This is a genomic window from Paenibacillus sp. JNUCC32 (assembly GCF_014863545.1).
GTDB classification, from domain to species: Bacteria; Bacillota; Bacilli; order Paenibacillales; family Paenibacillaceae; genus Paenibacillus_AQ; species Paenibacillus_AQ lautus_A.
In genome coordinates, this window is sequence record NZ_CP062260.1 from 3,735,707 (window position 1) to 3,761,441 (window position 25,735).

A 25,735-nucleotide genomic window follows, 5' to 3' on the forward strand; every position below is an offset into this window, starting at 1 on the left:
GCCTATCTCCCCATCTGAACAGGCACTTTAACCTGACGGAGTATAAACTCAAGCACCGACTCCGGACTCGCATTGTCGAGCCTGGCTTCCGGACGCAGCATGATCCGGTGCGAAAGTACGTAGGGAGCAAGCGTCTTCACGTCATCTGGCAGAACGTAATCCCGCTCTTGCAGGAAGGCATAGGCTTTAACCGCATTCATGAAGGACAGGGTGGCCCGTGGACTTGCGCCCAGCATAACGGAAGGGTGCTCACGGGTCGAACGGGTGATATTCAGCAGGTAATCGGCAACGGGCTCGCCGATGAATACCTCGCGAATCTCGCGCTGAATGGATGAAATCTTATCCATATGCGTCACAGGCTGAAGCTTGTCCGACAGTTGCCCGTCGCGCGAACGGTACATCAGCTGCTTCTCCGTGGCGGCATCAGGGTAACCCAGGCTCAGCTTCAGCATGAACCGGTCCAGCTGCGCTTCCGGAAGCATATAGGTGCCTTCAAAATCAATCGGGTTCTGGGTCGCGCACAGCATGAAAGGATGCGGGAGTTCGTGGGTAGCCCCGTCCACCGTTACGCTGCGCTCCTCCATCACTTCCAGCAGGGCCGACTGCGTTTTGGTTGTGGCCCGGTTGATTTCGTCCGCCAGCAAAATATTGGTCATGACCGGACCTGGTCGGAAGTAAAACATCTCGTCTCGAGGGTGGAAAACGGAAACGCCTGTTATATCACTCGGGAGGATATCCGGGTTGCATTGAATGCGGCGGTAATCCCCCTGCATGGATTTCGCTAGTGCTTTGATCAGTTGGGTCTTTCCCGTGCCGGGCACATCTTCGATCAGTACATGTCCGCCAGCGAGCAGCGCCGTAAGGAGCAATTGGATCTCAAATTCTTTGCCTAGCAGGCACGACTCCAGATTGGTTCGTACCGAGGTAATGATTTTCATGGATTCTTGGCTTACGGGCATGTATGACTAACCTCCTGTAAGGGAATAAATACTTAATTTAGTACTATTGTACATGATCGAAGTCCCGGAGTACATTCGTAGAGATATTTTGGTTGTTCTCCTTCTTACAGGCCCATTAGGCAGAAAAAAAAGACCCCGGCATAAAGCCGAGATCTTTTGCTTCTGGATGTTCAAGGGTGTTATCCCTTCGGACGAACGAACAGCGCTGCCAGGAAGGAGAAAATGATCGCCGAGGATATCCCCGCGCTGGTTACTTCGAATATCCCCGTCACGACCCCGATCCAGCCGTCCCTCCCCAGCTCCGTCAACGCGCCGTGCACAAGCGAGTTGCCAAAACTCGTGATCGGCACGGAGGCTCCCGCTCCCGCGAATTTCACCAGCGGCTCGTACAATCCGAAGCCGTCCGCGATGGCCCCTGCAACCACCAGCGTACTCATCGTATGCGCCGGCGTCAGTTTAATAACGTCCATCATAATTTGCCCAATGACGCAAATCAATCCGCCAATAATAAACGCCCATAAAAACTGCATCTTGTTATCCTCCCATCTCTAAGGCTACGGCGTGAGCGATACACGGAATGCTCTCACCCTGCTGGTAAGAAAGGGGCGACAGCAAGGCACCGGTAGCAACGACCAGCACCTTTTTCAATTCGCCTTTGCGCATCCGTTTCAAAATATGGCCGTAGGTGACAACCGCCGAGCAGCCGCAGCCGCTGCCCCCTGCGTTGACGTATTTCTGTTTTTCCATGTCGTAGATCATTAAGCCGCAATCGGCAAATACCGTGCCGTCCATGATGACATCGTTCTGCTGCAGGAGGTCTTTCGCAATGGGAAGTCCGACCGAGGCCAGGTCGCCCGTCACGATCAGATCATAATCCTTCGCCTGCCGGCCCGTGTCCTTAAAGTGCTTCGTGATCGTGTCGGCCGCCGCCGGAGCCATCGCCGCCCCCATGTTGAACGGATCTTTGATGCCCAGATCGACCACCTTGCCGATGGTGGCATACGTCACGGCAGGTCCGTCTCCCTTGTCCGAAACGACGGAGCAGCCTGCTCCCGTGATCGTATATTGCGCATAAGGCGGTTTCTGCGATCCGTATTCCGTCGGATACCGGAACTGCTTCTCGACGGTACAGTTATGGCTGGCCGTACCAGCCATGACATACTGGGCTCCGCCCGAATCGACAAGCATGGAGGCGACCGCAAGGCTCTCCATCGATGTGGAGCAAGCACCGAACACGCCGATATACGGCACGCCCATCTGTCTGGCGGCAAACGAACTGCTGATGATCTGGTTCATCAAGTCCCCGCCCACGAAAAACTGCAGCTGGTCTTCCTTGATGCCTGCCTTTTCGACGGCTTTTCTCGACGCGTCCTCCAGCAGCTTCCGTTCCGCCTTTTCCCATGTTTTTTCGTTGATCTCAATATTGTCGTAGACAAAGTCGAAATCGTTGGCCAGCGGACCTTCCCCTTCTTCAGGGCCAACGATCGTCCCCGTGCTGATAATGACGGGTTTGTTCTCGAACTGCCATGTTTGACCGATCACCTTCATGATCGCGTTACCTCCCCTCGATGCCGAAAATAGCGTAAATGATACCGATAATGAACGCAGCCACGGTACCAAATACGATCACGGAGCCCGCCAGCTTGAACATGCTGGCTCCGACCCCGAGAACCAATCCCTCTGCACGATGTTCAAGCGCAGCGGAACACATGGAGTTCGCAAACCCCGTGACCGGCACGGCGCTGCCCGCTCCGGCCCATTGCGCGATTTTGTCATATACGCCGAAGCTCGTCAGAATGACGGAGAGGATGATCAATACGGCGACCGTGGGATTGCTCGCTTCGGTGGTGCTCATATCGAATACGGACATAAAAAAACGCTGAATGCATTGGCCGATCAGACAGATGAGGCCTCCCACCAAAAAAGCGCGCAAGCAATTTTTAAGCACGGCGCGGGGAGGCTCATGCTTTTTGGCAATCGTCTGATATTCCGCCGAGCTCATCGTGGTGATATCAGACTTAGGCTTTTGGTTGGAGCCTGACATTTCAATACACCTCCGCAATTGGTTAAGTATGGAATCCTTTTGAACAAACGCTGAAAAGCCGCTATGGATATCACTCACATATCATTATGCTTTGAATGATCTCCCTTTATGTTTGGAAAATCATCCTTCTCGCCGACGCATCATGGCTTGTCCGGCCATTGTGACGCCAACGCGAAAATCAGCTTCCAGGAGCATCCTGAAAGCTGAAATTCAAACTCGCTGACTTGATTCGTTTGGAGCCGGCCGTTATATAAGAATGTATTTCAATAAAATGACGAGTAGGATGAACAAGACCATAATGAGCAGAAGTTCTCGGACTTCGGCATGATAGTCGTATCCATCAATCCCATGGCGGTTCATATTCTGCCCCTTCCCGCTGACAACAAACATCCACATGTTTTTCTATATCGTATTCCCGTCCAGGATAGGGGGTGCTTGTTCCACTTACATTTATATAACGCAGCCTGACGAAGCCGGCTTTGTAGACTTTTCGGATGTATAGGGGCATACTAGAAAAGGAAAAACTCTTACATACCTTTTCTAAAGGAGCGATTTCGTCATGAATGAATCAACACTGGAATTATTCCGTACATTAACGGAATTCCCTGCTGCACCGGGCTTTGAGAGGGAACTCCGTTCTTGGGTGAAGGATGCCCTCTCTCCATATACAGATGAGTTCGTGCAGGATCGGCTGGGCAGTTTGTTCGCCGTCCTTCGCGGTAACGATGAAGGTCCGAAAGTCATGGTGGCCGGACACATGGATGAAGTCGGCTTCATGGTAACCGGCATTACCGAAGCGGGCATGGTTCGTTTCCAGCCGCTCGGCGGCTGGTGGAGCCAAGCCGTGCTTGCCCAGCGCCTGCAGATCATCACGGACAACGGCCCGGTCGTCGGGGTTGTCGGCTCCATTCCTACGCATCTGCTGGATGAAGCGCAGCGCAGCAAACCGGTCGACATCAAAACGATGTATATCGATATCGGCGCCGACAACAAGGCCGAAGCGGAGTCGTTCGGCATTCGTCCCGGCCTGCAAGTCGTTCCGATCTGCGAATTCACGCCGCTGGCCAATCCGAAAAAAATCATGGCCAAGGCATGGGATAACCGCTACGGCGTAGGCCTTGCCATCGAGCTGGTCCAGGCGCTCCATGGCGAGAAGCTGCCCAACACGGTATACGCCGGTGCGACCGTGCAGGAAGAGCTGGGCCTTCGCGGAGCCCGCACTTCGGCAAACCTGATTCAGCCGGATATTTTCTTCGGTCTGGACGCCAGCGCAGCGAACGACATGATGGGCGACAAGAGCCAGTTCGGCCAATTGGGTCAAGGCGCGCTGCTTCGCATCTTCGATCCGACGATGCTGACCCATCGCGGCATGGTCGAGTACGTTCAGGATACGGCGGAGACAAACAAAATCAAATACCAATACTTTGTGTCGCCGGGCGGCACGGACGCTGGCCAAGTGCATTTAAGCGGCATCGGCGTTCCGTCCACCATCATCGGCATTTGCTCCCGGTATATCCACACCTCTTCGTCCATCATCCACACGGACGACTACGAGGCAGCCAAAGAGCTTCTGATCAAGCTCGTCAAGGGCTTGGACCGCACGACGCTCCAGACGATCCTGGACCGCGCGTAAGCCAAACGAAAATGGAAAAGGGTATCCTGCAGGTCTTGAACAGACTGCGGGATACCCTTTTTTTCTTTCTGCCTTTACGAAGATAACGTCTCCTTATGCCTGGCGAAGCGAAACGATATGAGCATCGTGATATAAACGATGGCAACCAGCGCCGTATTCAGCACAAATATCATCCGAAATCCGATAAGCCCCCCTGCCGCCTGACCCGGAAGCGCCAGCATGGCGCCTCCCGCCGCCGTGCCAAACATCATCCCCAGATTTCGCGACAGCGCCAAAATGCTGCTGATCAGTCCGAGGTCCGTTTTGGACGTCCTGCCCATCACCAGGGAATTGTTCGGCGGCGTGATCAAGCCCATGGAACCGCCGAGCAGGACGATAAGCAGAATCAGGAAGAAGATCGGATACGCAGGCGATACAAAGCCCAGCACGATTAGCGCCGCCGTCATGGCCAGCAAGCCGGCAGACAATAACGGAAATGTCCCCAGCTTGTCCGACAAGCTTCCGCTTAAGGGGGAGAATATGATCAACGACAACGGGTACCCCATCATGATCAGCCCTGCCGTCGCAGGTTCGATGCCCAGCTCGCTGAGCAAAAACACCGGCAGCACAAGCTGCGCGGAGAAAGCGGCCATATAGGTGATGATGGTAATGAGGATTCCGACGCTAACGCCTGCATCCCGAAACAGATCCAGCTTCATAAACGGAAGATGGCCCTTCCCTTTTCGCTCCCAGCGGGAAGACAGGCACCACCCGATGAATGCGGCGGCTCCTGCCCCGAACATCATGAACAGCAGCGTAACCTGCCAGGAACCCCATCCCCACTGAGCCCCCAAATTCACGGCCGTGACCAGTCCGGTCAAGGATATCGCAAAAAAGGCAGCCCCCGGCACGTCCAGCCGGCTCACGCCTTGATCCGGCTCGTCCTTCGGAATGAAACGCTGCGCGAATATCCATGCAACCAGCGAGATCGCCGTAAGCAGCCAAAAATTGCTCCGCCACGAAAACCATTGAATCAAGATTCCGCCAAGGCTCGGACCGATCATGGAACCCGCAGCCACGAACGTGCTGATTAATCCCAGCGCTTTACCGCGCTGTTCCTTCGGAAACACGGAGATGATGAGCGCCATATTCGTGGCTTGATACATGGCCGCTCCGATGCCTTGAAGAATCCGGGAAGATATCAGACCGTTTAAGGAAGGAGACAATGCGCAGCATAGCGCACCGGCCATAAACACGAAATAGCCGATATTGTGGATCTTCCGCCTGCCCAGCATGTCCCCCAGCTTACCCATGACCGGGAGCAGGATGGAGATGACGAGCAAATATGCGGTCACGATCCACTGTGCCGCGGGGATACCGGAATCGAATGTTCTTGCGATATCTACAAGCGCGATGTTGAACATGCCGGCCGACAGATTGGACAGAAATGCCCCTAAACATATGGTGTATTGAACGATCATCCTTGATGTGCTGTTCATGCAGGACTCACCCGCTTTATTCATGAATTTCGGTGCCGCTCAGAGAAAAAGCCCCCCATGCGGAGAGCTCCACTCTGCTTGAACCTGCGTACCGTGCAAGCTAACCGATGGCCGGCTGCGCCGCGGATTTCGGCCGCACCGGTTCCTCGGCTTTTTTATCCATCCAAATATCGATAAGCCGCGCCACCTCACTAACTTTCCCGAAATAACCCTCGATATTCTCGAGCGTCATATCATGGGCCGTTTGCGAGTACGACGCGCAGGCATCCGACGCGAGCACGATATGATAATCCAGCATGAAGCCGTCCCGGGCCGTCGATTCCACGCACACATTGGTGCTGACCCCCGTCATGATCAAGGTCTCGATCTTCAGCGTCTTTAATACCGAATCCAGCCTAGTATTCACAAATGCGCTGTACCGGTGTTTATTGACAATGATATCGTCCGCCTCGGGCGTGATCTCGTAAAATTCCGCTCCCCAGCTTCCCCTCCGGCACACATGAGCCGAGCGTCCGGAGGACCTGGTCGTCCAGGCCTCGGAATCCGTCGCTCTTTCATGCAGCGTTTGGATGAAGATAATCGGCACATTCAGCTCCCTGGCGGAATGAAGCAGCTTATGGAGCTGCGGCATCATCTCTGCCACCCCGCTAACATCGCAGCCCGCTCTAGGTAATGCCCCCTCCGGATGGCAATAATCGTTTTGCACATCCACCACGATCACCGCCGCTTTGCTTCCCAGCATCAGTTGATTCAAAGATTTCATCGTGACACTCTCCCCTTCAGGCCCGTATATTTGAAATTTTACTTCTTGGATTGGTTCACAAACTGCATATCCACCAGGGCATCATAGGTATAATCCCCTTTAAAAATTCCGGTCTCTATCATGACATCCATATCATGCTTCAACGCTTCTTCCGAAATCATCCCGTCCAAGCTCCACAGATTGTCCGCATAGGCACGGTCCAGCGCAGCTTGTATCGCATCCTCGGATAATGTGGGGAATTCGGCTTTCAGATTCTTCTTGGCCAGTTCCTTATCCGACTGGACGACTTCAAGCGCTTCGATGATGGCATCGGTAAAGCTTTGAACGGCTTCCGGATCCTTCTCGATGGTAGACTTCTTCACACTGAGCACCGAATACGAGAAATCCCCGAGATCATGAAATTTGTAAAACGGCTCCTCCCACACGTTCTTCGAAATTCCGTCGCTGATTTGCGGTTCGGCTCCATTGGCGATATCGGCTGCGCCCTGTTGAACCATCGTCACCACCGTGGAGCCGTCGGCCGGCTCCAGCAGCTGCACATCCTTCTCCGGATCGAGCCCCAGCTGAATCAGCAGATAGCGGGTTAAGAGATTCGGTGTCCCTCCATGGCGGCCGGCGTTAATCTTTTTTCCTTGCAAAAATGCCTTCAGGTCCTCGGGGGAATCGCTCGCAGGCGCGGTGCCCTTCTTAGCCATTAAATACACGTTCGCCCGATTGACGACATTGACGACCGAGATGATCGGGTCGGAATTGTTGTTGTTGGCCAAGGCATTGGACTCCGTCCCGCCGATAACGCCCCAGGCATCACCGCTGACCACGGCGGTTACGTGCGCTCCCCCTGCCGCTTGGATAACCTCGACGTCCAGCCCTCTTTTCTCGAAGTAGCCTTCGCGCTGTGCGACGTACAGGGGAAGATAGCCCGTGGAGTGGAGCGGCTCGGCGATCACGATTTTCTTGAGCTTCCCGTCGCCGGAAGCGGAGACGGTGCTGCCGTCGCTTTTCTCGTTGCCGCAGGCGCCAAGCAGGGCGGTGACCATGACCAGTGCGAACAGCAGTGAACGTTTCCTCGTTTTTTTGTTCATATGAATTCCCCTTTTTAATAGAAATAGTTCGTTTTTGGTGGATGTGTCCAGTGCTATTGCTTGGTCAAGCCCTTGGATAACCACTTCTCCAGTACGACCACGCCCCAGTACATCACCATGGACAGCAACGACAGGACGACGACGCCCACCCACACGAGGTTGATATCCAGTATCGTTCCTGCATACATAATCATCCGGCCGACGCCCTGGCTTGAGGCAATGAACTCGCCCACGATGGCACCTGCCAGCGCAAGGGCAATATTGATCCGTAAACTGCTGATGATCCAGGGCATGGACCACGGTACAACGACCTTGGTAAAGACCTGATGCCGCTTGGCGCCCAGGGAGTACATCAGCTTTTCCATATCCGGGTCCACGCTCTTCACGCCGCTGTATGCCGACAGGGCCGACACGACAACCGTCATGGAGAAAGCCAGAGCCACCTTCGAGAAGAATCCGATTCCGAGCAGAATGACGAGTACGGGCGCTAAGGCGAGTTTTGGCATCGCATTCAGTATGATTAGGTACGGCTCGCTGATCCCTGCATACGATTTCGACCACCAGAATGATAGCCCGAGCAGTGCACCGAGGAAGGTGCCGAACACAAACCCGAGTATGGTTGAGCCGGACGTGTACGTAATATCCCTTAACAGGGTCCCCTCGGTGATTTGGGTCCAGGTTGTGCGAAGGATCGCGCTGGGGCTGCTCCAATAATAGGAGTCCAGCAGGCCGATTCGGGTGAACACTTCCCATACCAGAAAAACAAGCACGGCTACAGCGGCCCTTCCCCAAACGATCCGCCGGCTCCTGCGGCGCTCCAGTCCCTCTTCATCCAATATGTACGGCACGACCTCCGGCCGCTTGGACGAACCCGCGGCAGACTCCGCGGGTGTCACGGCATGTACGATAAAAGCCTCTTTGCGTGCAGTTTCCATCAGGCTCCCTCTCCTTTCGTTCTTCTCGCTTTACGATATTTGCTCTTCCTCATGCCCAGCCGACAGCAGGTCCATGAGATGATGCTTCAGCTCCATGAATGCCGGCGACGTCATGTCTTCCGTTTTGCGTGGACGCTCCATCGTCACGGTGATTTTGGACTTGATCCGCCCGGGCCTGGACGAGAATACGTAGATGTCATCCGACAGGTAAATCGCTTCATCGATGTCGTGGGTGACAAACAGCACCGTTTTGCCAAAGTCCTCCCAGATCTGCAGCAGCCAGTTCTGCATGGTCAACCGGGTCTGTGCATCAAGCGCACCGAACGGCTCGTCCAGCAAAATGATGTCCCTGTCGTAGAGCAGCGTCCGCAGCAGCGCGGCACGCTGTTTCATCCCTCCCGAGAGTTCCTTCGGATAATGCTTGTCAAAGCCCTTCAGACCGTATTTTTCCATCAAGGGCAGCGCCCTCTCCACGGCTTCCTTGTAGGGAACGCCCCGAACCTCCATGCCCAGAATGATGTTATCGAGAATGGTGCGCCATGGCAGAAGCATGTCCTTTTGCAGCATATAACCGACATAACCGGTCGTACCCACGATATCCTTTCCGTCGGCCATCACTTTGCCCGTGGAAGGAGGCATCAGGCCGGCGATAATGTTGAACAGGGTGGATTTGCCGCAACCGCTGGGACCGATTATGCTGACAAAACGCCCCTCCTCGATCGCCAGACTCGTCTCCCGCATGGCCGGAATCTCTTCCCCGTTTCTGCGAAACCATTTGCTGACGCCCGAAATTTCGATTTTGTGAGTCATGGCCCTTCCTCCTCTTCTTTGTTTTTCATGTTTTTTCAGTAACAACACACATTTATTTTCAAAAGCGGATGTAACAAAAAATCGCCAGTCCAGCCCCAAGCCGCACACCAACGTGTACCTTGGTACCAAACTGACGATCGGCCCGCTCTCTACCCGAGTTCCGGCATGTCGTTCAGATATGTTTCTATCTCCTTCTCCAAGAATACGATGGTACCGGAAAACTCGGTCTCTGCATCATAGTCTTTAAGAATGGAGATGATTTTAAACGGAAACTTCTCTTCCAGGCTGGTTTTAATCTCCTGCTTGAACACCTGGAATAAAAGGTGGTCCAACTGCCGGGTAGAGAGGGGGTAATTCTCATCCAGCAGTTTTAGGACGGGGACTCTACTATTCCTCGATACAATGATGATTTTGTTGCCAACGAAATCGACTTTTTGCTGCTTTACACCCACGTTAAATATTTTCTTATTTATCGCGTTGTAAACCCTCAAAAGATCCTGTTTGAGTTCGCCTGCTGTCATCATGGTTCAACATCCCTTTGTGTAAATTATTATTACATTGACCGGGGTAGGTATAGGGTGTTTATCGAGTTCGTTGTGTCCTTGGGTTTAATTATAGGCAAACACAGAGGATTGTCAATACATTAACATCAAAAAAGTTAACAACATTTAATTTTATGTTATTTTATATTACATACATATAACACATTGGCTTGCGATATACCGTTCGTGCGTGATCTCTTTTCACATTTTTTACACATCCTTAGAACGGGACAAAGCCCGTTCCGTTCATTTGTCTATCTCTGATTAAATACCCGTTCCAGGAACAAAACGCCTTCCCGCTTCTGATACTCACTGACTTCATGGCCGGAGAACGGATAATCCCTGATTTCTTTTGCCGCCTCGATCCGGTTGTAAGCCGCATAGATGGTCTCGGGCATGCAAACCGTATCCTTCCATCCGACGGACACCATGATCGGCGCCTGGATTCGCGGTGCGAGATTCAGCATGTCAAAATGCGCGAGATGCGCCAAAATCTGATCCAGCTGCTCCGGGTACCGCTTTATGTATTGGGCGATTTCGTTCAACGAGCTGACCGAATACAAAATGCCGTAATCCATCCTGCACATGTTGGGAATGTCGGCTACGATGGCCGCAACCTTGGGGTTCAGCGCCCCTGCCAGCATCGACAGGCCGCCACCCTGGCTCCCGCCCACCACGGCGATTTTTGCAGGGTCTACTCCCGGCTGCCGTGATGCCGCATCCACGGCTCTCACGGCATCCATGGCAATGGCCATGTAATAGGAGCGATGGATATCCGTAATCCCCTGCGACACCCAGCCTTTAACCGCGCCGCTGTCCAGCGGCAGCAAATTCCCCGTCTCCCCGCCCTGACCCCTGACGTCGACGGCAAACACCGTATACCCCAGCATCAGCCAATGAGCATACCGTTCAGGAAATCCGCGGTCTCCGGTATAACCCGGGAAGGTTACGATACACGGCCTGGCCTCTGCTTTCGATGAATGATTAGCCGGCGCTATATGCCAAGCATTGATAGGAGTATCATCATATCCATGATAGGTTACCCGAGATACCTCCATATGGGGATAAGGCGTAGCTTCCGGTCTACTAACCATGCGAAGCGGTCTGTCCCCATGCGACTTCAGCACTCCCTCCCAAAAAACATTCAAAACCTGCTCGTCGATCGTTGGTTCCGGACGCAAGTTGCCAAGCTCTTTCTTACGCTGCTCAATGGTATTCATTCTGTGTTAAATCTCCTTTTCGCGTGTTAAGTGAAAGTTCATATGACATGGTTATTTCGGCATAACGTCCTTTATCCCCTTCGAAACGATTGGAATTCATGCCGGTTTATTACAAAATCCTCTCAAAATAACGAATCGGCCGCAGCCACCATCGTTATCTTTCTTCAAAAAATTAAAAAGCGATCATAGATTTATAGAGTTGAACATATCATAATAGAAACTATGAAATGCCAAACGGGTTGATATAAACAAGCACCCGCCTCTAGCAATACGACATCATATAGCGAATGGAGACGATGAATATGCTGCAAGGTTTAACAAGCGCAGGGCTCGGAAAACTTGAAAGCGATTTACAGTTTATCGAGCTTGCGGCCAAATATGAATTCCAAAGCGTCGATATCGATGCCAAAGGTCTTGTGGACCGGCTTGGCGCGGAAGCGGCTGCCGAAATGCTGCAATCCCGCCAACTGGAAATCGGGGCGATCGGTCTCCCGGTGGAATGGAGAGGGTCGAACGAGCAGTTCCTAAGCGGACTCGAGAAGCTGCCGGCCGCCGCGGCCGCCGCCAAGGCGCTTGGCAGCACCCGCTGCTGTACATACATTCTTCCTTCCACGGACGCGCCTGCAGCCCATTTCATGGCGCTGGCCACTTCCAGGCTGCGGGCCTGCGCCAGCATTCTGGGAGCATACGGAATCCGATTGGGCCTGGAGTTCGTCGGTCCGCACCATCTGCGCACCCAATGGAAGAACCCGTTCATATGGACGGTACAAGAGACGTTGGACTGGATCGATGCCATCGGGGAGCCGAATGTCGGGCTGCTGTATGATGCCTATCACTGGTACACCAACGAGATGACAACCGCCGATATTCGGCAGCTGCGCGCAGACCAGATTGTTCATGTCCACATCAACGATGCCAAGGACATTCCAATTCGGGACGTGCTCGATAATGACCGCCTTTACCCGGGTGAGGGCGTGATTGATTTGCCAGGCTTCCTTCAGGCGCTGAACGATATCGGCTATAAGGGCCCGGTAACGCAAGAAATATTGACGCCTTCCACACCGGCGGGTACTCCAGAGGAGCTGGCTGCCAAATCGCGCCAAGCCTTCAACAACGTATTCGGCGCTGCAGGTCTGTAATATTTAGTTTGCACAGTCGGTGCCGCGCACATATCGGAATGATTCCTCTAATACAGGGCACACTGAAAGGGTACGTTAAGTACCTTTTCAGGAGGTCTTTAGCATGAACGGATTTGAGAAGGAAAAACGAGCGGAGTCCACGGATTTGTCTACCGTTGAGTCCCAACGGAACGATCTGGTGGCAGAGGAATTTCCCGAGGGACCCTACGGTTCCGATCTTCGCAGCGATTCCCTCGGCAAGAGCACGCCTTGGCGCAAGGATCAGCGGCCTCCGAATCGGTTCGATTATGAGGATCGCCGGCTGCATATGGGCATCGAGCGGGAGTATCCCGGCGAAGACGAGAGCATGCAAGCAGATCCGGGACAAGAGAAACCTGAGTAGGAGTTTATAACCAACCGTCGTTATTTGGACAAGACGGTTGGTTTTTGTCGTAACAGGGCTTGTATTCACCCGACACCGAATGCATAACGGCCTATAAAAATACATAAAATGGCATGTAAAAAACGCGCATCTAACACACGATCCCCAGGAAGAAACACCGTTGGCTGCAGTGTTAAAAGACATGAGGGAGCGGGGGAGTATACCATGCCCATTAAGAAAGAGAAGGAATTCGTGATTTATGTCGTTTCGTTATCCAACGTCAAGCGCTACATGTCCATCGAATTTATCGGCGGTTCTTGCGGTTACATCATCGCTCAAAGAGCGCTTCAATCCGATCTGTTCGGCATGATCGGCAGCATCATCGCCCCGATGGCGATCCGCCGCGTGCTGCAATGGCAGCAGCTCAAATCCGGGCGTCATGCGCGCCTGGATCTGCGCTCACTCTTCAAGCCGAGCGCGCCGAACCCTACATAACACCGTGCATCATGATGGTTTTGACTGAGCACGCCTAGTTTCCGAAACCTCTTGCCGAGCATCGTTTTTTCTAACCCGAAACAACTAAGATAAAGCCACTTCCATCATATGGAAGTGGCTTTATCTTTCTTTATATAGACAATCCTCTTCGATCCTTTTGATGTGAGAACAGCCGCTTCTTATCGTTTCTGCTTATAAAACTCATGATACAGCTTCATCAGCGCCCGCTTCTCAATGCGCGACACGTAGCTGCGCGAAATTCCCAGTTCCTTGGCGATTTCCCGCTGCGTCCGTTCTTCTCCCCCGGCTTCCAATCCAAACCGTCCTATGACAACTTCCTTCTCCCGGTCGTCCAATATGTCCAGATTTCGATAAATTTTGCTCTTTTCGATTTTCAGCTGCACTGCATCCACAATGTCATCCGCTTCCGTCCCGAGGATATCGATAAGAGTAATCTCATTCCCCTCTTTGTCCGTTCCGATCGGATCATGCAGGGATACGTCCTTGCGCGTTTTCTTAAGCGAACGCAAGTGCATCAATATTTCGTTTTCTATACAACGGGCAGCAAACGTCGCCAGCTTCGTCCCCTTGTTGGGCCGAAAGCTTTCAATGGCTTTGATCAGACCGATGGTGCCGATGGATATGAGATCTTCCAGATCCTCGCCGGTGTTATCGAACTTTTTGACGATGTGCGCGACCAGCCGAAGATTATGCTCAATCAGTTTATTCCGCGACTGAGGATCGCCTTCGGCCATTCGCTGCAGATGTTTAGCTTCCTCCTCCTCGGTCAGAGGCTGGGGAAACGCGTTGTTTTTCACATACGAAACGAGCAGGGTCAACTCTTTAATGAACAAAGCAATTGCGGTAAACAATCCAGGCACTTTAGGACACCTCCTGCGAAGTTACAATGCAACCGGCCCTTATCGCGCTCGGTTTCTCGGTCTTCTCATTGTATGTAGGCAGCGGCCCAGAAGTGCCTGTACGGGGGAAACTGATGCGCAAAATCGTTAAATGCGCTATCGCTTTCCCGTAAATTCCAGACGCCATTCGCTCTCTTGGCCAATGGAGTTTCTGCGGATCTAATGGATCCTGCTGCCAAACATAAACGATCCGAAACATCGAAAATCCAGAGGTATGCCACATATCAATATAACATGATATAAATCAAATAATCAGCAGAATCCACATCTTGAAAACAAAGAGATCTCACTTCAAACCAAAGTAAACGATCCAAAGAACCACCATTAACTCGCGCAGAACAACAAAATAATATAACAGCATAAAATTTATTAAATATAATATATTGACATTAAATTGGTATGTAATTATATTGAATGTAAGCGTTTTATATATGGGCATGACAGCAACGATCGACACCCGGAACTATGGAAGGGAGAAGAGCTAACATGTTTACGTTGGACTATTTTGCTGTTTTGCACGATTTGCACCGCACGATATCCGAAGGCACCCCGGATGATCCGAAACTTGGGCATATGTTCAGGAGCATGCTGGACAACACGCTGGGATCGACCATCCGAAGACAGCCAGACGGCACCACCTTTGTCATTACCGGCGATATTCCGGCCATGTGGCTGAGGGATTCGGCGGCGCAAATCCGGCCGTTCCTCGTTCCGGCAGGCCAAGACCCCAGACTGGCCGATCTGATCGAAGGGCTCGTACGGAGGCAGTCGGCATTCATCCTGCTGGATCCTTACGCCAACGCGTTTAACGATTCGCCTTCCGGTCAAGGCCATCAGAACGATCGCACCGCCATGAACCCCTGGCTTTGGGAGCGCAAATATGAGGTCGATTCATTGTGTTACCCCCTCCAACTTGCTTACCTGTTGTGGAAAGAAACCGGCAGAACCTCTCACCTCGATCACACATTCCATTCAGCTGCCAAGGCGATTCTGGCCCTTTGGCGAACCGAACAGCATCATGAATCGAAATCGCCGTATTATTTCGAACGCTTTGATTGTCCTCCAAGCGACACGCTGCCCCGCGGCGGCAAAGGCACGGAAGTGGCTTATACGGGAATGACCTGGTCCGGCTTCCGTCCGAGCGACGACGCCTGCGCCTATGGATACCTGATTCCGTCGAATATGTTCGCCGTCGTCGTGCTCGGTTATCTGGCGGAAATTTGCCGAGACGTCCTTCGCGATCCCCAGATGGCGGCGGAAGCGGCGAAACTGGCGGATGAAATCCGGCATGGCATCGAAATGTACGGCGTACTCGACCATCCCGAATACGGCAGAATTTACGCTTATGAGACGGACGGAATGGGAAACCACCTGCTTATGGATGACGCCAACGTCCCCAGCCTGCTGTCCATCCCCTATTTGGGTTATGCAAGCACCGATGACCCGGTCTATCAAAATACCCGCCGGTTCGTGCTGAGCCAGGCCAATCCGTATTATTACCAAGGCACTGCCGCCTCCGGCATCGGGAGCCCCCATACGCCGGCTCGTTATATATGGCCGATCGGGCTGGCCATTCAGGGCTTGACGACCACCGATCAAGAGGAGAAGCTTCGGCTGCTTCGGTTAATGGCGGATACCGATGCTGGCACCGGCATGATGCATGAGGGATTTCTGGTCGACGACCCTGCCCGTTATACCCGCCCATGGTTTTCTTGGGCAAATATGATGTTCTGCGAGCTGATCATGGACTATAACGGCATTCGGGTCAAAGCGAATGAACGCCTAGGAGGTCATCGGGATCATCATGGGAACCAATAGAAAGCTACGCGGCTGGGTCATCGGCTATCTGTTCATTTTGCCGTCCATTATCGGCTTTAGTGTTTTTGTCGGATATCCCCTGCTTTCGTCCATGTATTATGCCTTGACGGAATGGAGCGGGTACGACACCCCCCGTTTTATCGGCTTCGAGAACTTTAGATACCTGTTCACGGAGGATCCGGCTTTCTGGCCATCGATCCGCGCGACGTTTTATTTCGTGATCCTGAGTGTTCCGTTATCGCTGGTCCTAGGTTTGTTGTTGGCGATGATGCTGAACAAAAACCTGACCGGCATCAAATGGTTCCGTACCATCTTTTATCTTCCGGTGGTCGTTCCCTCCATCGCTACGCTCACGTTGTGGCAGTTCATATATGAGCCGCAATACGGGCTGGCGAATTCGCTGCTAAGGGAGTTCGGGCTGCCGCCGGGCACATGGCTGACGAGCGAAACGACAGCGCTTCCATCCATCGTGTTGATCGGTTTATGGCAGGTCGGTTCCAGCGTCATCATCTTTCTGAGCGGGCTGCAGTCGGTTCCGCAGGACATGTATGAAGCCGCCGAAGTCGACGGCGCCTCCAGATGGCGAATGTCGATCAACATTACGCTTCCGATGATCACGCCCATCCTGTTTCTGCAGCTTATACTCGGCATCATCGGCGCATTCCAGGCGTTTAACCAGGTTCAGGTGCTGACCGGAGGCGGGCCGAATTTTTCCACTTCCCTGCTGAATTACAAGATCTATACCGATGCCTTCAACGGAAGAATGTTTGGATATGCCATCGCGGAGGTATGGGTTCTGTTCGTTATCATCATGATTTTTACCGTTATTTCATACCGGTACTCCAACCGGTTCGTTTATTACGAAAGCGACAAATAAGGGGGTAAGAAGCGATGCAAGCGGAAGTACGGCCGGAACTAAGAGGAAACCTGAATCCAGCGGACATTCGCGTGAAGCGGAGAGCAAGGTTCAATTGGATTGACGCCTTTCGATTTATGGTCTTGGCCATCGGCGCCATAGCGATGCTGTTCCCTCTCTTCTGGATGGTCACCATTGCGCTGAAGAGCAACAATGACGTGTTCAAAATTCCGCCCGAATGGTTTCCGCGGGAATTTCATTGGTCCAATTTCGTGACCGGAACGAAGGAAATCAACTTTTGGCAAACATTCGGGAACTCCCTGTTCATTGCCATCACCTGCACGATCGGGCAGATTATCAGCTCGGTGCTGGTCGGGTACGGGCTCGCACGGCTGAAGTTCCCGGGCCGGAAGCTGTGGTTCTCGCTATTTATAGGAAGCCTCATGCTTCCCGGATTCGTAGGCATGATTCCCATGTTTAATCTGTACACCAGCATCGGATGGTACGATTCGTGGCTGCCCATCATCGTGCCCGCTTTTTTTGGAAACGCCACGTTCTCCTTCCTGTTCGTCCAGTATTTAAGAACGATTTCCGTTTCGTTTGACGAGGCGGCCAAAATCGACGGGGCTTCGGACCTGTATGTGCTGCTTAAGGTATTGGTGCCCATGTCGATGCCGGTGATCATGACCATGGTGATCTTTGCGTTCCAAGGCGCATGGAATCAATATTTGGAACCCCTGCTCTATATTATCGACCCGAGCAAATGGACGCTGTCTCTGGCAATGGCTACCTATACGGGCACCTATGCGACAGCCTGGAATTTGTTCATGGCCGCGGATCTGATTTATATCCTGCCGATGCTGCTGCTCTTTTTCTTTGGCCAGAAATTTTTTATGCAGGGGCTCGGCTCCATGAATTCCGCAGGCTTGAAGTAAGTCGTCCTCACGGATGGGAGGTGATGCAGACCGGTTGGCTGAAGCGAAAACTAGGTGATGTTCAGTTCATTAAATTTACCTTTGGGGAGGTCTTTCAATGAGACAGGGTGCAAAAGGGTGGGCCAGCGCTATCATCGCTTTATTGTTCTTCTCAAGTCTGCTGGCCGCTTGCGGCGGGAACGGCGGCGGAGGCTCCGGTTCGGCGGACTCCGGGAACGCGCCGTCCGGACAAGATAACGCGGGATCCGGCAAACCCGTCGAAGTCACGATGATTACTTGGGAGTCGGGGGCCATGAACGAAAAAATCATGGCATCCATGAAAAAATTCGAAGAGGAAAACCCCGACATCAAAGTAAAACTCATCCCTACGCCATTGGATAATTACGGCGTCAAGATCAACGGGATGATCACGGCCAAGAAAGCGCCGGACATCTTCATGACCGGCAACGACATGCTGCTCGATAATGCCGGCAAGGGACTACTCTACGACTGGACGGAGCTTGCCACCCAGGACAAAGCGTTCATGGAGGGCTTTTACGAAGGCGTGGTGGACAGCTGGTACTATGATGGCAAGCTCGTTGGCTTACCGGGTCTCTTGAACACGTACGGCATTTTTTACAATAAAAAGTCCTTCCAGGAGGCAGGCCTTCCGGAACCGAAAATCGGCTGGACCTATGACGAATTCTTTGCGGCGATGGAGAAGCTTTCGAGCAATCAAGGCGGCGTGCAGCAATTCGGTTATTATGCCCCCCTTGATCCCTTCCACGTCTCACTCTATTCGGTTTCCGCGGGCGGTGCTCCCTTCGCCGACGCCATCATCAACCCGACGAAGGTGGAAATCAGCGACCAATTCCGGGAAGGCGTCGAAAAGTACAAGTCCGCGATTGCAAACGGCTACATGAATCCCCCTACCTTTGATTTAACGAATGCCATGAGCTCGTTCAAACAAGGCAAAGTTCCGATGACCCTGCAAGGACAGTGGGTAGCGGACGATCTGATCCGCACGGCTCCCAAGGAATTGGAATGGGGCTACGCGCCGATGCCGGTGGTGAACAGCCAGACCGAGATTTACGACGCCGTAGGCTGGTCCAGCCCGGCAACGCTCAAAAATCCCGAGGCGGTATGGAAAGTGCTCAAGTACCTGAATTCCAAAATGTATGAAGAGGTCCTCCCATCGACCCCGGTCGCTCCTGCAGCCTACCAGGCTTCTTCCGCAGCTTATTACGATGCGCTGAAAGCGGCGGGCCATCCCGAAGTAGGCGAAGGCCTCGATCATATTCTGAAATCCCCGAATACGCAGCCGGTTCGTTTCCTGTCGACGTGGGCGGGCAAAGCGTACCCGTTCATCGAAGCATCATGGAAAAACATACTGATGGGCAAAGCCCCGATCACCGAACTGGATGTGATGGCTGAAAAAATCAATAACGTGATCACTACCGGCAAATAACCGGAAGCATCAAGCGCTCATGAAGCCGATCGCGAATCTGCCCGGATCGGCTTCCAATTGAAAATGAAGGAGGAATATTCATGTCACGAAGATCAGGCAAATGGTTCAGGTTTTTGACGGTGCCTTTGACCCTCGCATTCTTGCTTGGATCCATGCCGGGGATCGGCTCTTCCAAAGCCTATGCCTATACCGCATCGGACGGGGATACGGCGATGAAAGCTTATAACGAAACATTCTGGGATCCGAACGCCAAGATGTTCTGGAAGGACACCAAACGCGACAAGCATCAGGACTTCTGGGTGGAGGCCGAACTGTGGGAATTGGTCATGGATGCGTATCAGCACACCTCAGATCCTGCTTTGAAGGCTGAGCTCAGAACACAGATCGACGATGTTTATGACGGCACCGTAGCCAAGTACGGCGAAGATTGGACGAATAATCCGTTCAATGACGATATCATGTGGTGGGCGATGGGCAGCGCCAGAGCCTATCAAATCACCGGGAACCCAAGATACTTGGAGGCGGCGAGGCATCATTTCGATTTCGTGTACGACACGCAGTGGGACGAAGAATTCGCGAGCGGCGGCATTTGGTGGCTGAACAGCGACCATAACACCAAGAACGCGTGCATCAATTTCCCGGCCGCACAAGCGGCATTGTATCTTTACGATATTACGAAGGATGAGCATTATCTAAACGCGGCAACCCAAATATTCAGATGGGGCAAAACGATGCTGACGGACGGAAACGGAAAAGTATTCGACCGGATCGAGCTCGAACGCGGCGCGGTTCCGGACGCCACTCACTACAACCAGGGTACATACATCGGAGCGGCCGTCGGATTGTATAAAGCGACCGGGAATGCGGTTTACCTCGACGACGCGGTCAAAGCCGCGAAGTTTACCAAGAGCCGTCTGGTGGATGCAAACGGCGTGTTGAACTATGAAGGTCCCAACGGGGATCTGAAGGGCGGCAAAACGATCCTGATGCGCAATTTGGCCCACCTGCAAAAAACACTGGATGAGACCGGGCAGCACCCGGAGTTCAGCGCCGAATTCGACGAATGGCTTGCCTTCAATACCGAAATGGCCTGGAGCCACCGCAATCCGAATCAGATCGTGGATGGAAACTGGGCAGGACAGCTGCTGTCCGGAACCTATGAGTCCTGGTCCTCGGCTGCTGCCGTTCAAGCTCTGAACGTCATCAAGCCGATGGAAGCCGACCTTCATTATGGCGTTAAGAATCCCTTCGATAAAATCGAAGCGGAACGCTATAATATCGGTTCCGGATTCGTGCTCGAGGGTGCGTTTGAAGGTTCGCTCCAACTGGGCGGAATTCAGCACGGCTCTTATGCCGCATATAAAAATGTGGATTTCGGAGCAGAAGGGGCGATCGGCTTCATCGCCAGGGCGTCCAGCGGAACGGGCGGAGGCCATATCGAAATCCGGCTCGACTCCAAAGACGGACCCAAGGTCGGGACCTTGAACGTAGAGGGAACGGGCGGCTGGAATAATTATATCGATGCCGTCACCCTACTTAAGGACGACCAGGGATCGCCAAGCTCCATTACCGGCGTCCATGATGTGTATCTTGTCTTCACCAAAACGAATGACGATTATTTGTTCAATTTGAACTGGATTAAATTCACGACGACCGATCCCACCGAAACCGATGCCTATGCCAAGCTTAAAGCGGGAAATTACGACAGCAGCGAAGGTCTCAGCAAACATGCCGAGCTTGGGTACTTAGACGGCATCCATCACAATGCTTATGCGGCTTATGAAGGAATCGACTTTGGATCGGGCGCGGCAGGCGTGACCGTCCATGTGGCGAGCGGCAATCAGGGCGGCACGATCGAAGTCAGGTTGGACGGCCTGGATGGACCTACCGCAGGCGTAATCCCAATTCCGGCGCTTGGAAGCTGGGATCGTTGGGTCGATATTATGGCGAATATCGATGACACCCTGGCCGTAGGGGTGCACGATGTTTACCTGGTTTTCAAGGGAGCGAACGGCAGCGATTATCCCCTTAATCTGGGGTGGTTCACCTTTACAACCATGAAAGGAAAAGCCAGGGATGCTTACGGCAAGCTGGAAGCCGAAAACTATACGAACGGAGTAGGCTTCGGCAATGAAACCGGGGGCGGGGAAACCTACCTGGCCGGCATGTTCGGACCGAATAATCCTTATGCCATGTACAATTACATCGATTTCGGCAGCGAAAGCCCAACCCAGTTCCATGTCAATGCGGCCAGCGACACTAGCGGCGGGACAATTGAAGTCCGATTGGATAGCCTTAACGGGCCGGTTATTGCTACCGGAACCGTCTCTGGAACCGGGGGCTGGCAAAATTTCAAGGTTTTCTCGGCGGACGTAACGACTCCCGTAACGGGAAAACACATTGTATTCATGTCTTTTAAAGGCGGAGACTGGTTATACAACTTCGATAAATTCACCTTTGGCGATCCGGCCGTATTCACGGAGCCTGCCCCTCCTACCATACCCGAAGAAGACGACGTTGCTCCGGGCGAAGTAGAGAACGTGCAGGTGAAGCGCGGAGAGGGCAGTATGACGCTGTATTGGGACGGTCCTTACGATATCGATGCTCAAAAAGTGCAAATTACGCTGCGGAGCGATGGGCAGCAGGTCGGAGACGTCATCGAGGTCAATCGCGGAATTCAAACAGCGGTGATACAAGGAATCGAAGCGGGCAAGGATTATTCGCTTTTCATCCGGTCCAAGGATCTATCCGGCAATGTTTCGCAGGGGATCACCCTCGAGGTAACCGACTCGCCTGCCTTCTCTCTGACTGTGAATGGCAAGAGCTTGCAAGACGGCGATTCCATGGAGGATTTTACGCCCCTTCGTTTTAATATCCTGGACTCTTCCATTCGTTTTGCCGAAATCACCATCGACGGAAAGGCTTACACCCTCGATCCGATGACCATGGATCCTATCGACATTGATTTGGCCGGCAACTTGGGCGATAAAACCGCCACGATTACGACCGAGGACCGCTCAGGAAACAAGCTTCGGAAAAACCTCCGGTTCCGGGTCATCACCAGCGTGAATTCCATGAAACAATTAGTCGAGCGATTCACGGATTCAGGCGATGTACGCGGTGCACTCATTCCCCAGCTGAGCAATGCCCTTAACCAGGTCCAGCATCATCTGGATAAGGGAAGACGCGATCAGGCCGTGAAACATATGCAGAATTTCACCAAGCACCTGAATAAAGAGGCTATGGGACGCAATATCAACGATCAAGCCAAAGCAGTATTGAATACGGATGCCAACTTTCTGATTCATGATTGGCAGGATGACTTGGAGTAAACCGGAGGCGCTTTAGCCCCCCCTGGATGACATGTAAAAAAGATGACTCCCGGTCACTCGGGAGTCATCTTTTTCGAATTTAATCTCCTGTGCGTGCGCCACTCTTCCAAGTTCAGACCTTAATCAATGCGAGATCGGGCTCTATTTCAGTGCTGATCAGCGGCCAGCAGGGAAAATCTTCAATTCTCCGGGCTGCTTAACCGTTCGAACAACCAATCGTACGAATGACGGCCGCTAATTTCGTGCGCTCCAGGAAACAGGTCGGCTTGAAGCCTATCCTCCGCGCCGGCACGCCGATAGGTTTCCCTGAGCTGTTCAACCGCCGAGTTAAAACCCGCAGCCGGAAATATCCGATCATCGGCTCCCGACTCCAGATACAAGGATCTCGGAGCGATCAGCCCTATCCATTCCGGCAGCTCGGCATGGTTCAGGATGCCCGGAATGTAATTGCATATACAGTGCTGCATCGCCATAATGCTGTCCTTGAAGGTGTTGGGATAACCGGCAAGCACCGCAGCCCGGATCCGTTCATCCAGCGCCGCGCACAGGAACGAGATCAGGCCGCCTCCCGAAAAACCCATGATGCCGATTCCGCCAGGCTGGACTTCGGGGCGCTCGGCCAGATAGTCCACTGCCCTTAGCGTCTCGGCTACGCGGAGACCGGCGAGCGTCTTGCCATGCATCAGCAGCTGGGCGGCCAGCCGGTGGCAGGAGTTCGCGGCTTCCGGGTTCCGTGCAAGATCGGCGGCTAGGCGACGCTCTCCGAAACCGGCCACATCCGGAGCGATCACCACCATGCCCCGCCGCACCAACTGAACCGCGAAATGCCGATGAATGCCTGGCGGATCCGAATCGTTGGATCCGTCCTGCCTCAGCCCTACGATCTCCCGGCTTCCATAGCCATGGCCATGAACGGCGACGGCTGCGGGCATCGGCTTCCGCTGATCTTCCGGGATTAGGATATACGCGGCAAAGGATACGCCCGGTACGGCTGATAATTCTATCCTTTCGCGAATATAACCGTCGCATGATACCTGTTCGAGCAGGACAGGCTTGTGATTTTCGTTGGTTTCGAACTCGCCGATCAATCGCCGAAGCGCTTGCTTCAAATACCGATTGCGCTCTTCGGCGCTCATGGCAGCCTGACTGTCTTTCGTTTTTTTCTCAGCCTCGTTATACATGGATTCCAGAAAAGCATCTGCACGCCACATCCGAAAACTCACCCCCTTCGATAAAGTCACTATTGTAGACCCGGTGCTCCCTTGGATCATCGCATATCCCTGCACCTAAACCTCAGGCCATCAAGGCCCCATATTCACCAGGACGGCTTCGGGCCCGGTCGGACTCCGGCTCCCCCCTTTGGGTTCCATGCTGACCACGATCCGCTTCGCGTTCTCCGCGCCGAACCCGTAATAATAACTCTTTCCCTGCGGACCCTGAACCAGCATAAAGCCGGCGCTCGACAGCCGCTCCTCATCCTGCAGCCATACCTGATAGTCTTTTTCCTGCAAGGAATGCAGGCCGTTCACAACGATCAGCATTTCTCCAGAGCCGCGTTTGAGCCATACCGATCCGCTGCCGTAAAACGGCTCTACGGGCTGTATGACGTACCGCTCGGTATCGTCGCTCTGCATATCGGCAATCCGCTGGCTCACGGTATGTTCGAAGGCCGCCTGGGTCTGGACGTCGTTCCCTTTCAAGGTGAATAAACCGGCTATCAACAGGATGAGCAGCGCTCCGGATATCGCCTGCAAGGCAGCATGCTTCCTGATTCGGACCTTGCTTCGGAAGGACCGGATATAAGCCGCTCGCATGAGCCTGTGGCGCAGCCGATCGGGAGGCATGGGTCCATCATTCGGAGCTTGATCCTGCACGGCCCCCCGTATGGCCGGCTCCGTACCTGCCGGCTGAGTCGATCCGAGCTGTTCGCCGTCCATCTCACGGCTTCGAAACAGCTCCTGCCCGAAGACATCGGATTCATGGAATGGCATTGCGAGATTTTCTGCTCCCATAAGGCCGGCCCATTCCGCCGCCGTGCCGGAGCACGCCCCGCATTCCTTGAGATGGAGCTCCAGATTCCTGCTCTCCGCGTACGGCAAACGCTTCATGACGTAATCGACAAGCTTCTCCTCGGGATAGGCCGTACAGCCGATGTCACCTTGGACAAGGTGTTCAAGGTTATGCTTTGAAAGTTTCATGCTGTGCGCTTCCCCCTTCCTTCCCGTTCATCGCATCCAGCCGCCGCCTGACATTGAGGATGCCGTACCGGATTAAGGATTTGACGGTGCCGACCGGCCGGTTTAACAATTCCGCCATTTCCCGGTGGGACCGCTGCTCGACGTAGCTTCCGTAAACCGCCATCCGCTGAAGGGGCGGAATGCCTTGCAGCGCCTCCTTTACCTGCTCCAGCTCCACCCGTCGCAAGGCGGCCAGCTCAACCGACTCCTGCTCTTCGCTCCATACCGTCTCCGGCAGCGCCTCCCCGTTCCATTCGGCCGCAGCGATGCGCTGCCGCTTGCGCAGGCGATCCATCGCCCTGCACCTTGTTCTCACCGCCAGCCAAGCCTCGACGCTTCCGCGGGCGGGATCGTACTGATCCGCCTTATGCAGCACCTCCATGAAGATATCCTGGCATACATCCTCCGCCTCGGCCGGGTCCTTCGTCATCTGTAAAGCCAACCGGTACACTAGTCGGGCATAGGCATCATAGAAGCGTCTGAATGCTGCGGCGGAGCCCTCGGCAATCTCCTCCAACCATAACGCGGAATGATCGTTCATCCCCATAACTCCCCCCTAACCTGTTCTCCTCTCCAATAATTAAGGATGGCTCGCCTGCATACGGCCATTTTCGATTCAATATTTTAGCAAACCGTCCTTGGCTTTTGAATAAACCGGGACGCTTTTCAGGTTCCTTTAATGAATTTTTTAGGTAATTTTAATCTTTCCGATAAATCCAATCCCGGTCG

The 25,735-nt window shown here is 53.3% G+C and carries 24 protein-coding genes; 9 read left to right on the forward strand and 15 right to left on the reverse strand.

Annotation, left to right across the window (positions count from 1 at the left end; translation table 11 throughout):
* Positions 1 to 2: 2 nt before the first annotated feature.
* From JNUCC32_RS16845 to spoVAC, 4 genes are all read right to left on the reverse strand, one after another.
* Positions 3 to 959: an AAA family ATPase gene (locus JNUCC32_RS16845; RefSeq protein ID WP_009592163.1), complete on the reverse strand. Its 957-nt coding sequence runs from the start codon at positions 957 to 959 to the stop codon at positions 3 to 5.
* 179 nt (positions 960 to 1,138) lie between these two features.
* Complete coding sequence (gene spoVAE, locus JNUCC32_RS16850) at positions 1,139 to 1,489, reverse strand: stage V sporulation protein AE (RefSeq protein ID WP_015734153.1); 351 nt, start codon at positions 1,487 to 1,489, stop codon at positions 1,139 to 1,141.
* A 4-nt stretch (positions 1,490 to 1,493) separates the two neighbouring features.
* Positions 1,494 to 2,507 (reverse strand): stage V sporulation protein AD, encoded by a 1,014-nt coding sequence (spoVAD, locus tag JNUCC32_RS16855; protein ID WP_096773012.1) that lies wholly within the window; start codon positions 2,505 to 2,507, stop codon positions 1,494 to 1,496.
* Positions 2,508 to 2,514: 7 nt separating this feature from the next.
* On the reverse strand, positions 2,515 to 3,003 hold the full coding sequence (gene spoVAC / locus JNUCC32_RS16860; protein ID WP_015734151.1) for a stage V sporulation protein AC: 489 nt from the start codon (positions 3,001 to 3,003) through the stop codon (positions 2,515 to 2,517).
* 559 nt (positions 3,004 to 3,562) lie between these two features.
* Here spoVAC and JNUCC32_RS16865 point away from each other — a divergent pair.
* A complete protein-coding gene (locus JNUCC32_RS16865; protein WP_009592187.1) occupies positions 3,563 to 4,636 on the forward strand; it encodes a M42 family metallopeptidase in 1,074 nt (357 codons plus the stop codon).
* Positions 4,637 to 4,710: 74 nt separating this feature from the next.
* On the opposite strand, the gene JNUCC32_RS16870 is transcribed toward JNUCC32_RS16865, so the two are convergent.
* The 7 genes from JNUCC32_RS16870 to JNUCC32_RS16900 form a co-directional block, all read right to left on the reverse strand.
* Positions 4,711 to 6,114, reverse strand: a complete 1,404-nt coding sequence (locus JNUCC32_RS16870; protein WP_192569253.1) for an MFS transporter — start codon at positions 6,112 to 6,114, stop codon at positions 4,711 to 4,713.
* Between the two features lie 100 nt (positions 6,115 to 6,214).
* On the reverse strand, positions 6,215 to 6,877 hold the full coding sequence (locus JNUCC32_RS16875) for a cysteine hydrolase family protein (RefSeq protein WP_192569254.1): 663 nt from the start codon (positions 6,875 to 6,877) through the stop codon (positions 6,215 to 6,217).
* Positions 6,878 to 6,915: 38 nt separating this feature from the next.
* A complete protein-coding gene (locus JNUCC32_RS16880) occupies positions 6,916 to 7,959 on the reverse strand; it encodes an ABC transporter substrate-binding protein (RefSeq protein WP_192569255.1) in 1,044 nt (347 codons plus the stop codon).
* A gap of 53 nt (positions 7,960 to 8,012) precedes the next feature.
* Positions 8,013 to 8,894: an ABC transporter permease gene (locus JNUCC32_RS16885; RefSeq protein WP_090911916.1), complete on the reverse strand. Its 882-nt coding sequence runs from the start codon at positions 8,892 to 8,894 to the stop codon at positions 8,013 to 8,015.
* Between the two features lie 30 nt (positions 8,895 to 8,924).
* Entirely contained in the window at positions 8,925 to 9,704 is a 780-nt protein-coding gene (locus JNUCC32_RS16890; protein WP_009592193.1) for an ABC transporter ATP-binding protein, read from the reverse strand.
* Between the two features lie 149 nt (positions 9,705 to 9,853).
* Positions 9,854 to 10,228, reverse strand: a complete 375-nt coding sequence (locus JNUCC32_RS16895; protein ID WP_009592183.1) for a Na-translocating system protein MpsC family protein — start codon at positions 10,226 to 10,228, stop codon at positions 9,854 to 9,856.
* A gap of 272 nt (positions 10,229 to 10,500) precedes the next feature.
* Positions 10,501 to 11,466: an acetylxylan esterase gene (locus JNUCC32_RS16900; RefSeq protein WP_192569256.1), complete on the reverse strand. Its 966-nt coding sequence runs from the start codon at positions 11,464 to 11,466 to the stop codon at positions 10,501 to 10,503.
* A 302-nt stretch (positions 11,467 to 11,768) separates the two neighbouring features.
* Here JNUCC32_RS16900 and JNUCC32_RS16905 point away from each other — a divergent pair, with 302 nt between their 5' ends.
* The 3 genes from JNUCC32_RS16905 to JNUCC32_RS16915 all read left to right on the forward strand — a co-directional run bounded on the left by JNUCC32_RS16905 (position 11,769) and on the right by JNUCC32_RS16915 (position 13,461).
* Complete coding sequence (locus JNUCC32_RS16905) at positions 11,769 to 12,605, forward strand: sugar phosphate isomerase/epimerase family protein (RefSeq protein WP_192569257.1); 837 nt, start codon at positions 11,769 to 11,771, stop codon at positions 12,603 to 12,605.
* 103 nt (positions 12,606 to 12,708) lie between these two features.
* The gene (locus tag JNUCC32_RS16910; protein WP_096773007.1) at positions 12,709 to 12,987 is read left to right on the forward strand and encodes a hypothetical protein; all 279 of its coding nucleotides are present in this window, start codon (positions 12,709 to 12,711) and stop codon (positions 12,985 to 12,987) included.
* A 204-nt stretch (positions 12,988 to 13,191) separates the two neighbouring features.
* Complete coding sequence (locus JNUCC32_RS16915; protein WP_192569258.1) at positions 13,192 to 13,461, forward strand: hypothetical protein; 270 nt, start codon at positions 13,192 to 13,194, stop codon at positions 13,459 to 13,461.
* A 179-nt stretch (positions 13,462 to 13,640) separates the two neighbouring features.
* On the opposite strand, the gene sigK is transcribed toward JNUCC32_RS16915, so the two are convergent.
* Entirely contained in the window at positions 13,641 to 14,342 is a 702-nt protein-coding gene (gene sigK, locus JNUCC32_RS16920) for an RNA polymerase sporulation sigma factor SigK (protein ID WP_006208952.1), read from the reverse strand.
* Positions 14,343 to 14,867: 525 nt separating this feature from the next.
* Between sigK and JNUCC32_RS16925 the strand changes: the two genes are divergently transcribed.
* From JNUCC32_RS16925 to JNUCC32_RS16945, 5 genes are all read left to right on the forward strand, one after another.
* Complete coding sequence (locus JNUCC32_RS16925; RefSeq protein ID WP_192569259.1) at positions 14,868 to 16,199, forward strand: glycoside hydrolase family 125 protein; 1,332 nt, start codon at positions 14,868 to 14,870, stop codon at positions 16,197 to 16,199.
* Positions 16,186 to 17,076: a carbohydrate ABC transporter permease gene (locus JNUCC32_RS16930; RefSeq protein ID WP_036666123.1), complete on the forward strand. Its 891-nt coding sequence runs from the start codon at positions 16,186 to 16,188 to the stop codon at positions 17,074 to 17,076. Before JNUCC32_RS16925 ends, JNUCC32_RS16930 begins: the two co-directional genes overlap by 14 nt.
* A 14-nt stretch (positions 17,077 to 17,090) precedes the next feature.
* Positions 17,091 to 17,990 carry a carbohydrate ABC transporter permease gene (locus JNUCC32_RS16935; protein WP_192569260.1) on the forward strand — a complete coding sequence of 300 codons (900 nt, stop codon included), beginning with the start codon at positions 17,091 to 17,093 and terminating at the stop codon, positions 17,988 to 17,990.
* A gap of 97 nt (positions 17,991 to 18,087) precedes the next feature.
* Positions 18,088 to 19,437: an ABC transporter substrate-binding protein gene (locus JNUCC32_RS16940; RefSeq protein WP_192569261.1), complete on the forward strand. Its 1,350-nt coding sequence runs from the start codon at positions 18,088 to 18,090 to the stop codon at positions 19,435 to 19,437.
* A gap of 80 nt (positions 19,438 to 19,517) precedes the next feature.
* Positions 19,518 to 22,769 (forward strand): carbohydrate-binding protein, encoded by a 3,252-nt coding sequence (locus tag JNUCC32_RS16945; RefSeq protein ID WP_192569262.1) that lies wholly within the window; start codon positions 19,518 to 19,520, stop codon positions 22,767 to 22,769.
* 179 nt (positions 22,770 to 22,948) lie between these two features.
* Here the strand turns inward: JNUCC32_RS16945 and JNUCC32_RS16950 are convergent, their stop codons facing one another.
* The 3 genes from JNUCC32_RS16950 to JNUCC32_RS16960 all read right to left on the reverse strand — a co-directional run bounded on the left by JNUCC32_RS16950 (position 22,949) and on the right by JNUCC32_RS16960 (position 25,547).
* Positions 22,949 to 23,980: a dienelactone hydrolase family protein gene (locus tag JNUCC32_RS16950; protein ID WP_096773000.1), complete on the reverse strand. Its 1,032-nt coding sequence runs from the start codon at positions 23,978 to 23,980 to the stop codon at positions 22,949 to 22,951.
* Between the two features lie 90 nt (positions 23,981 to 24,070).
* A complete protein-coding gene (locus JNUCC32_RS16955; RefSeq protein WP_192569263.1) occupies positions 24,071 to 24,967 on the reverse strand; it encodes an anti-sigma factor in 897 nt (298 codons plus the stop codon).
* On the reverse strand, positions 24,948 to 25,547 hold the full coding sequence (locus JNUCC32_RS16960; RefSeq protein WP_015734135.1) for a sigma-70 family RNA polymerase sigma factor: 600 nt from the start codon (positions 25,545 to 25,547) through the stop codon (positions 24,948 to 24,950). The genes JNUCC32_RS16955 and JNUCC32_RS16960 overlap by 20 nt, the downstream gene beginning before the upstream one ends.
* Between the last annotated feature and the right edge of the window lie 188 nt (positions 25,548 to 25,735).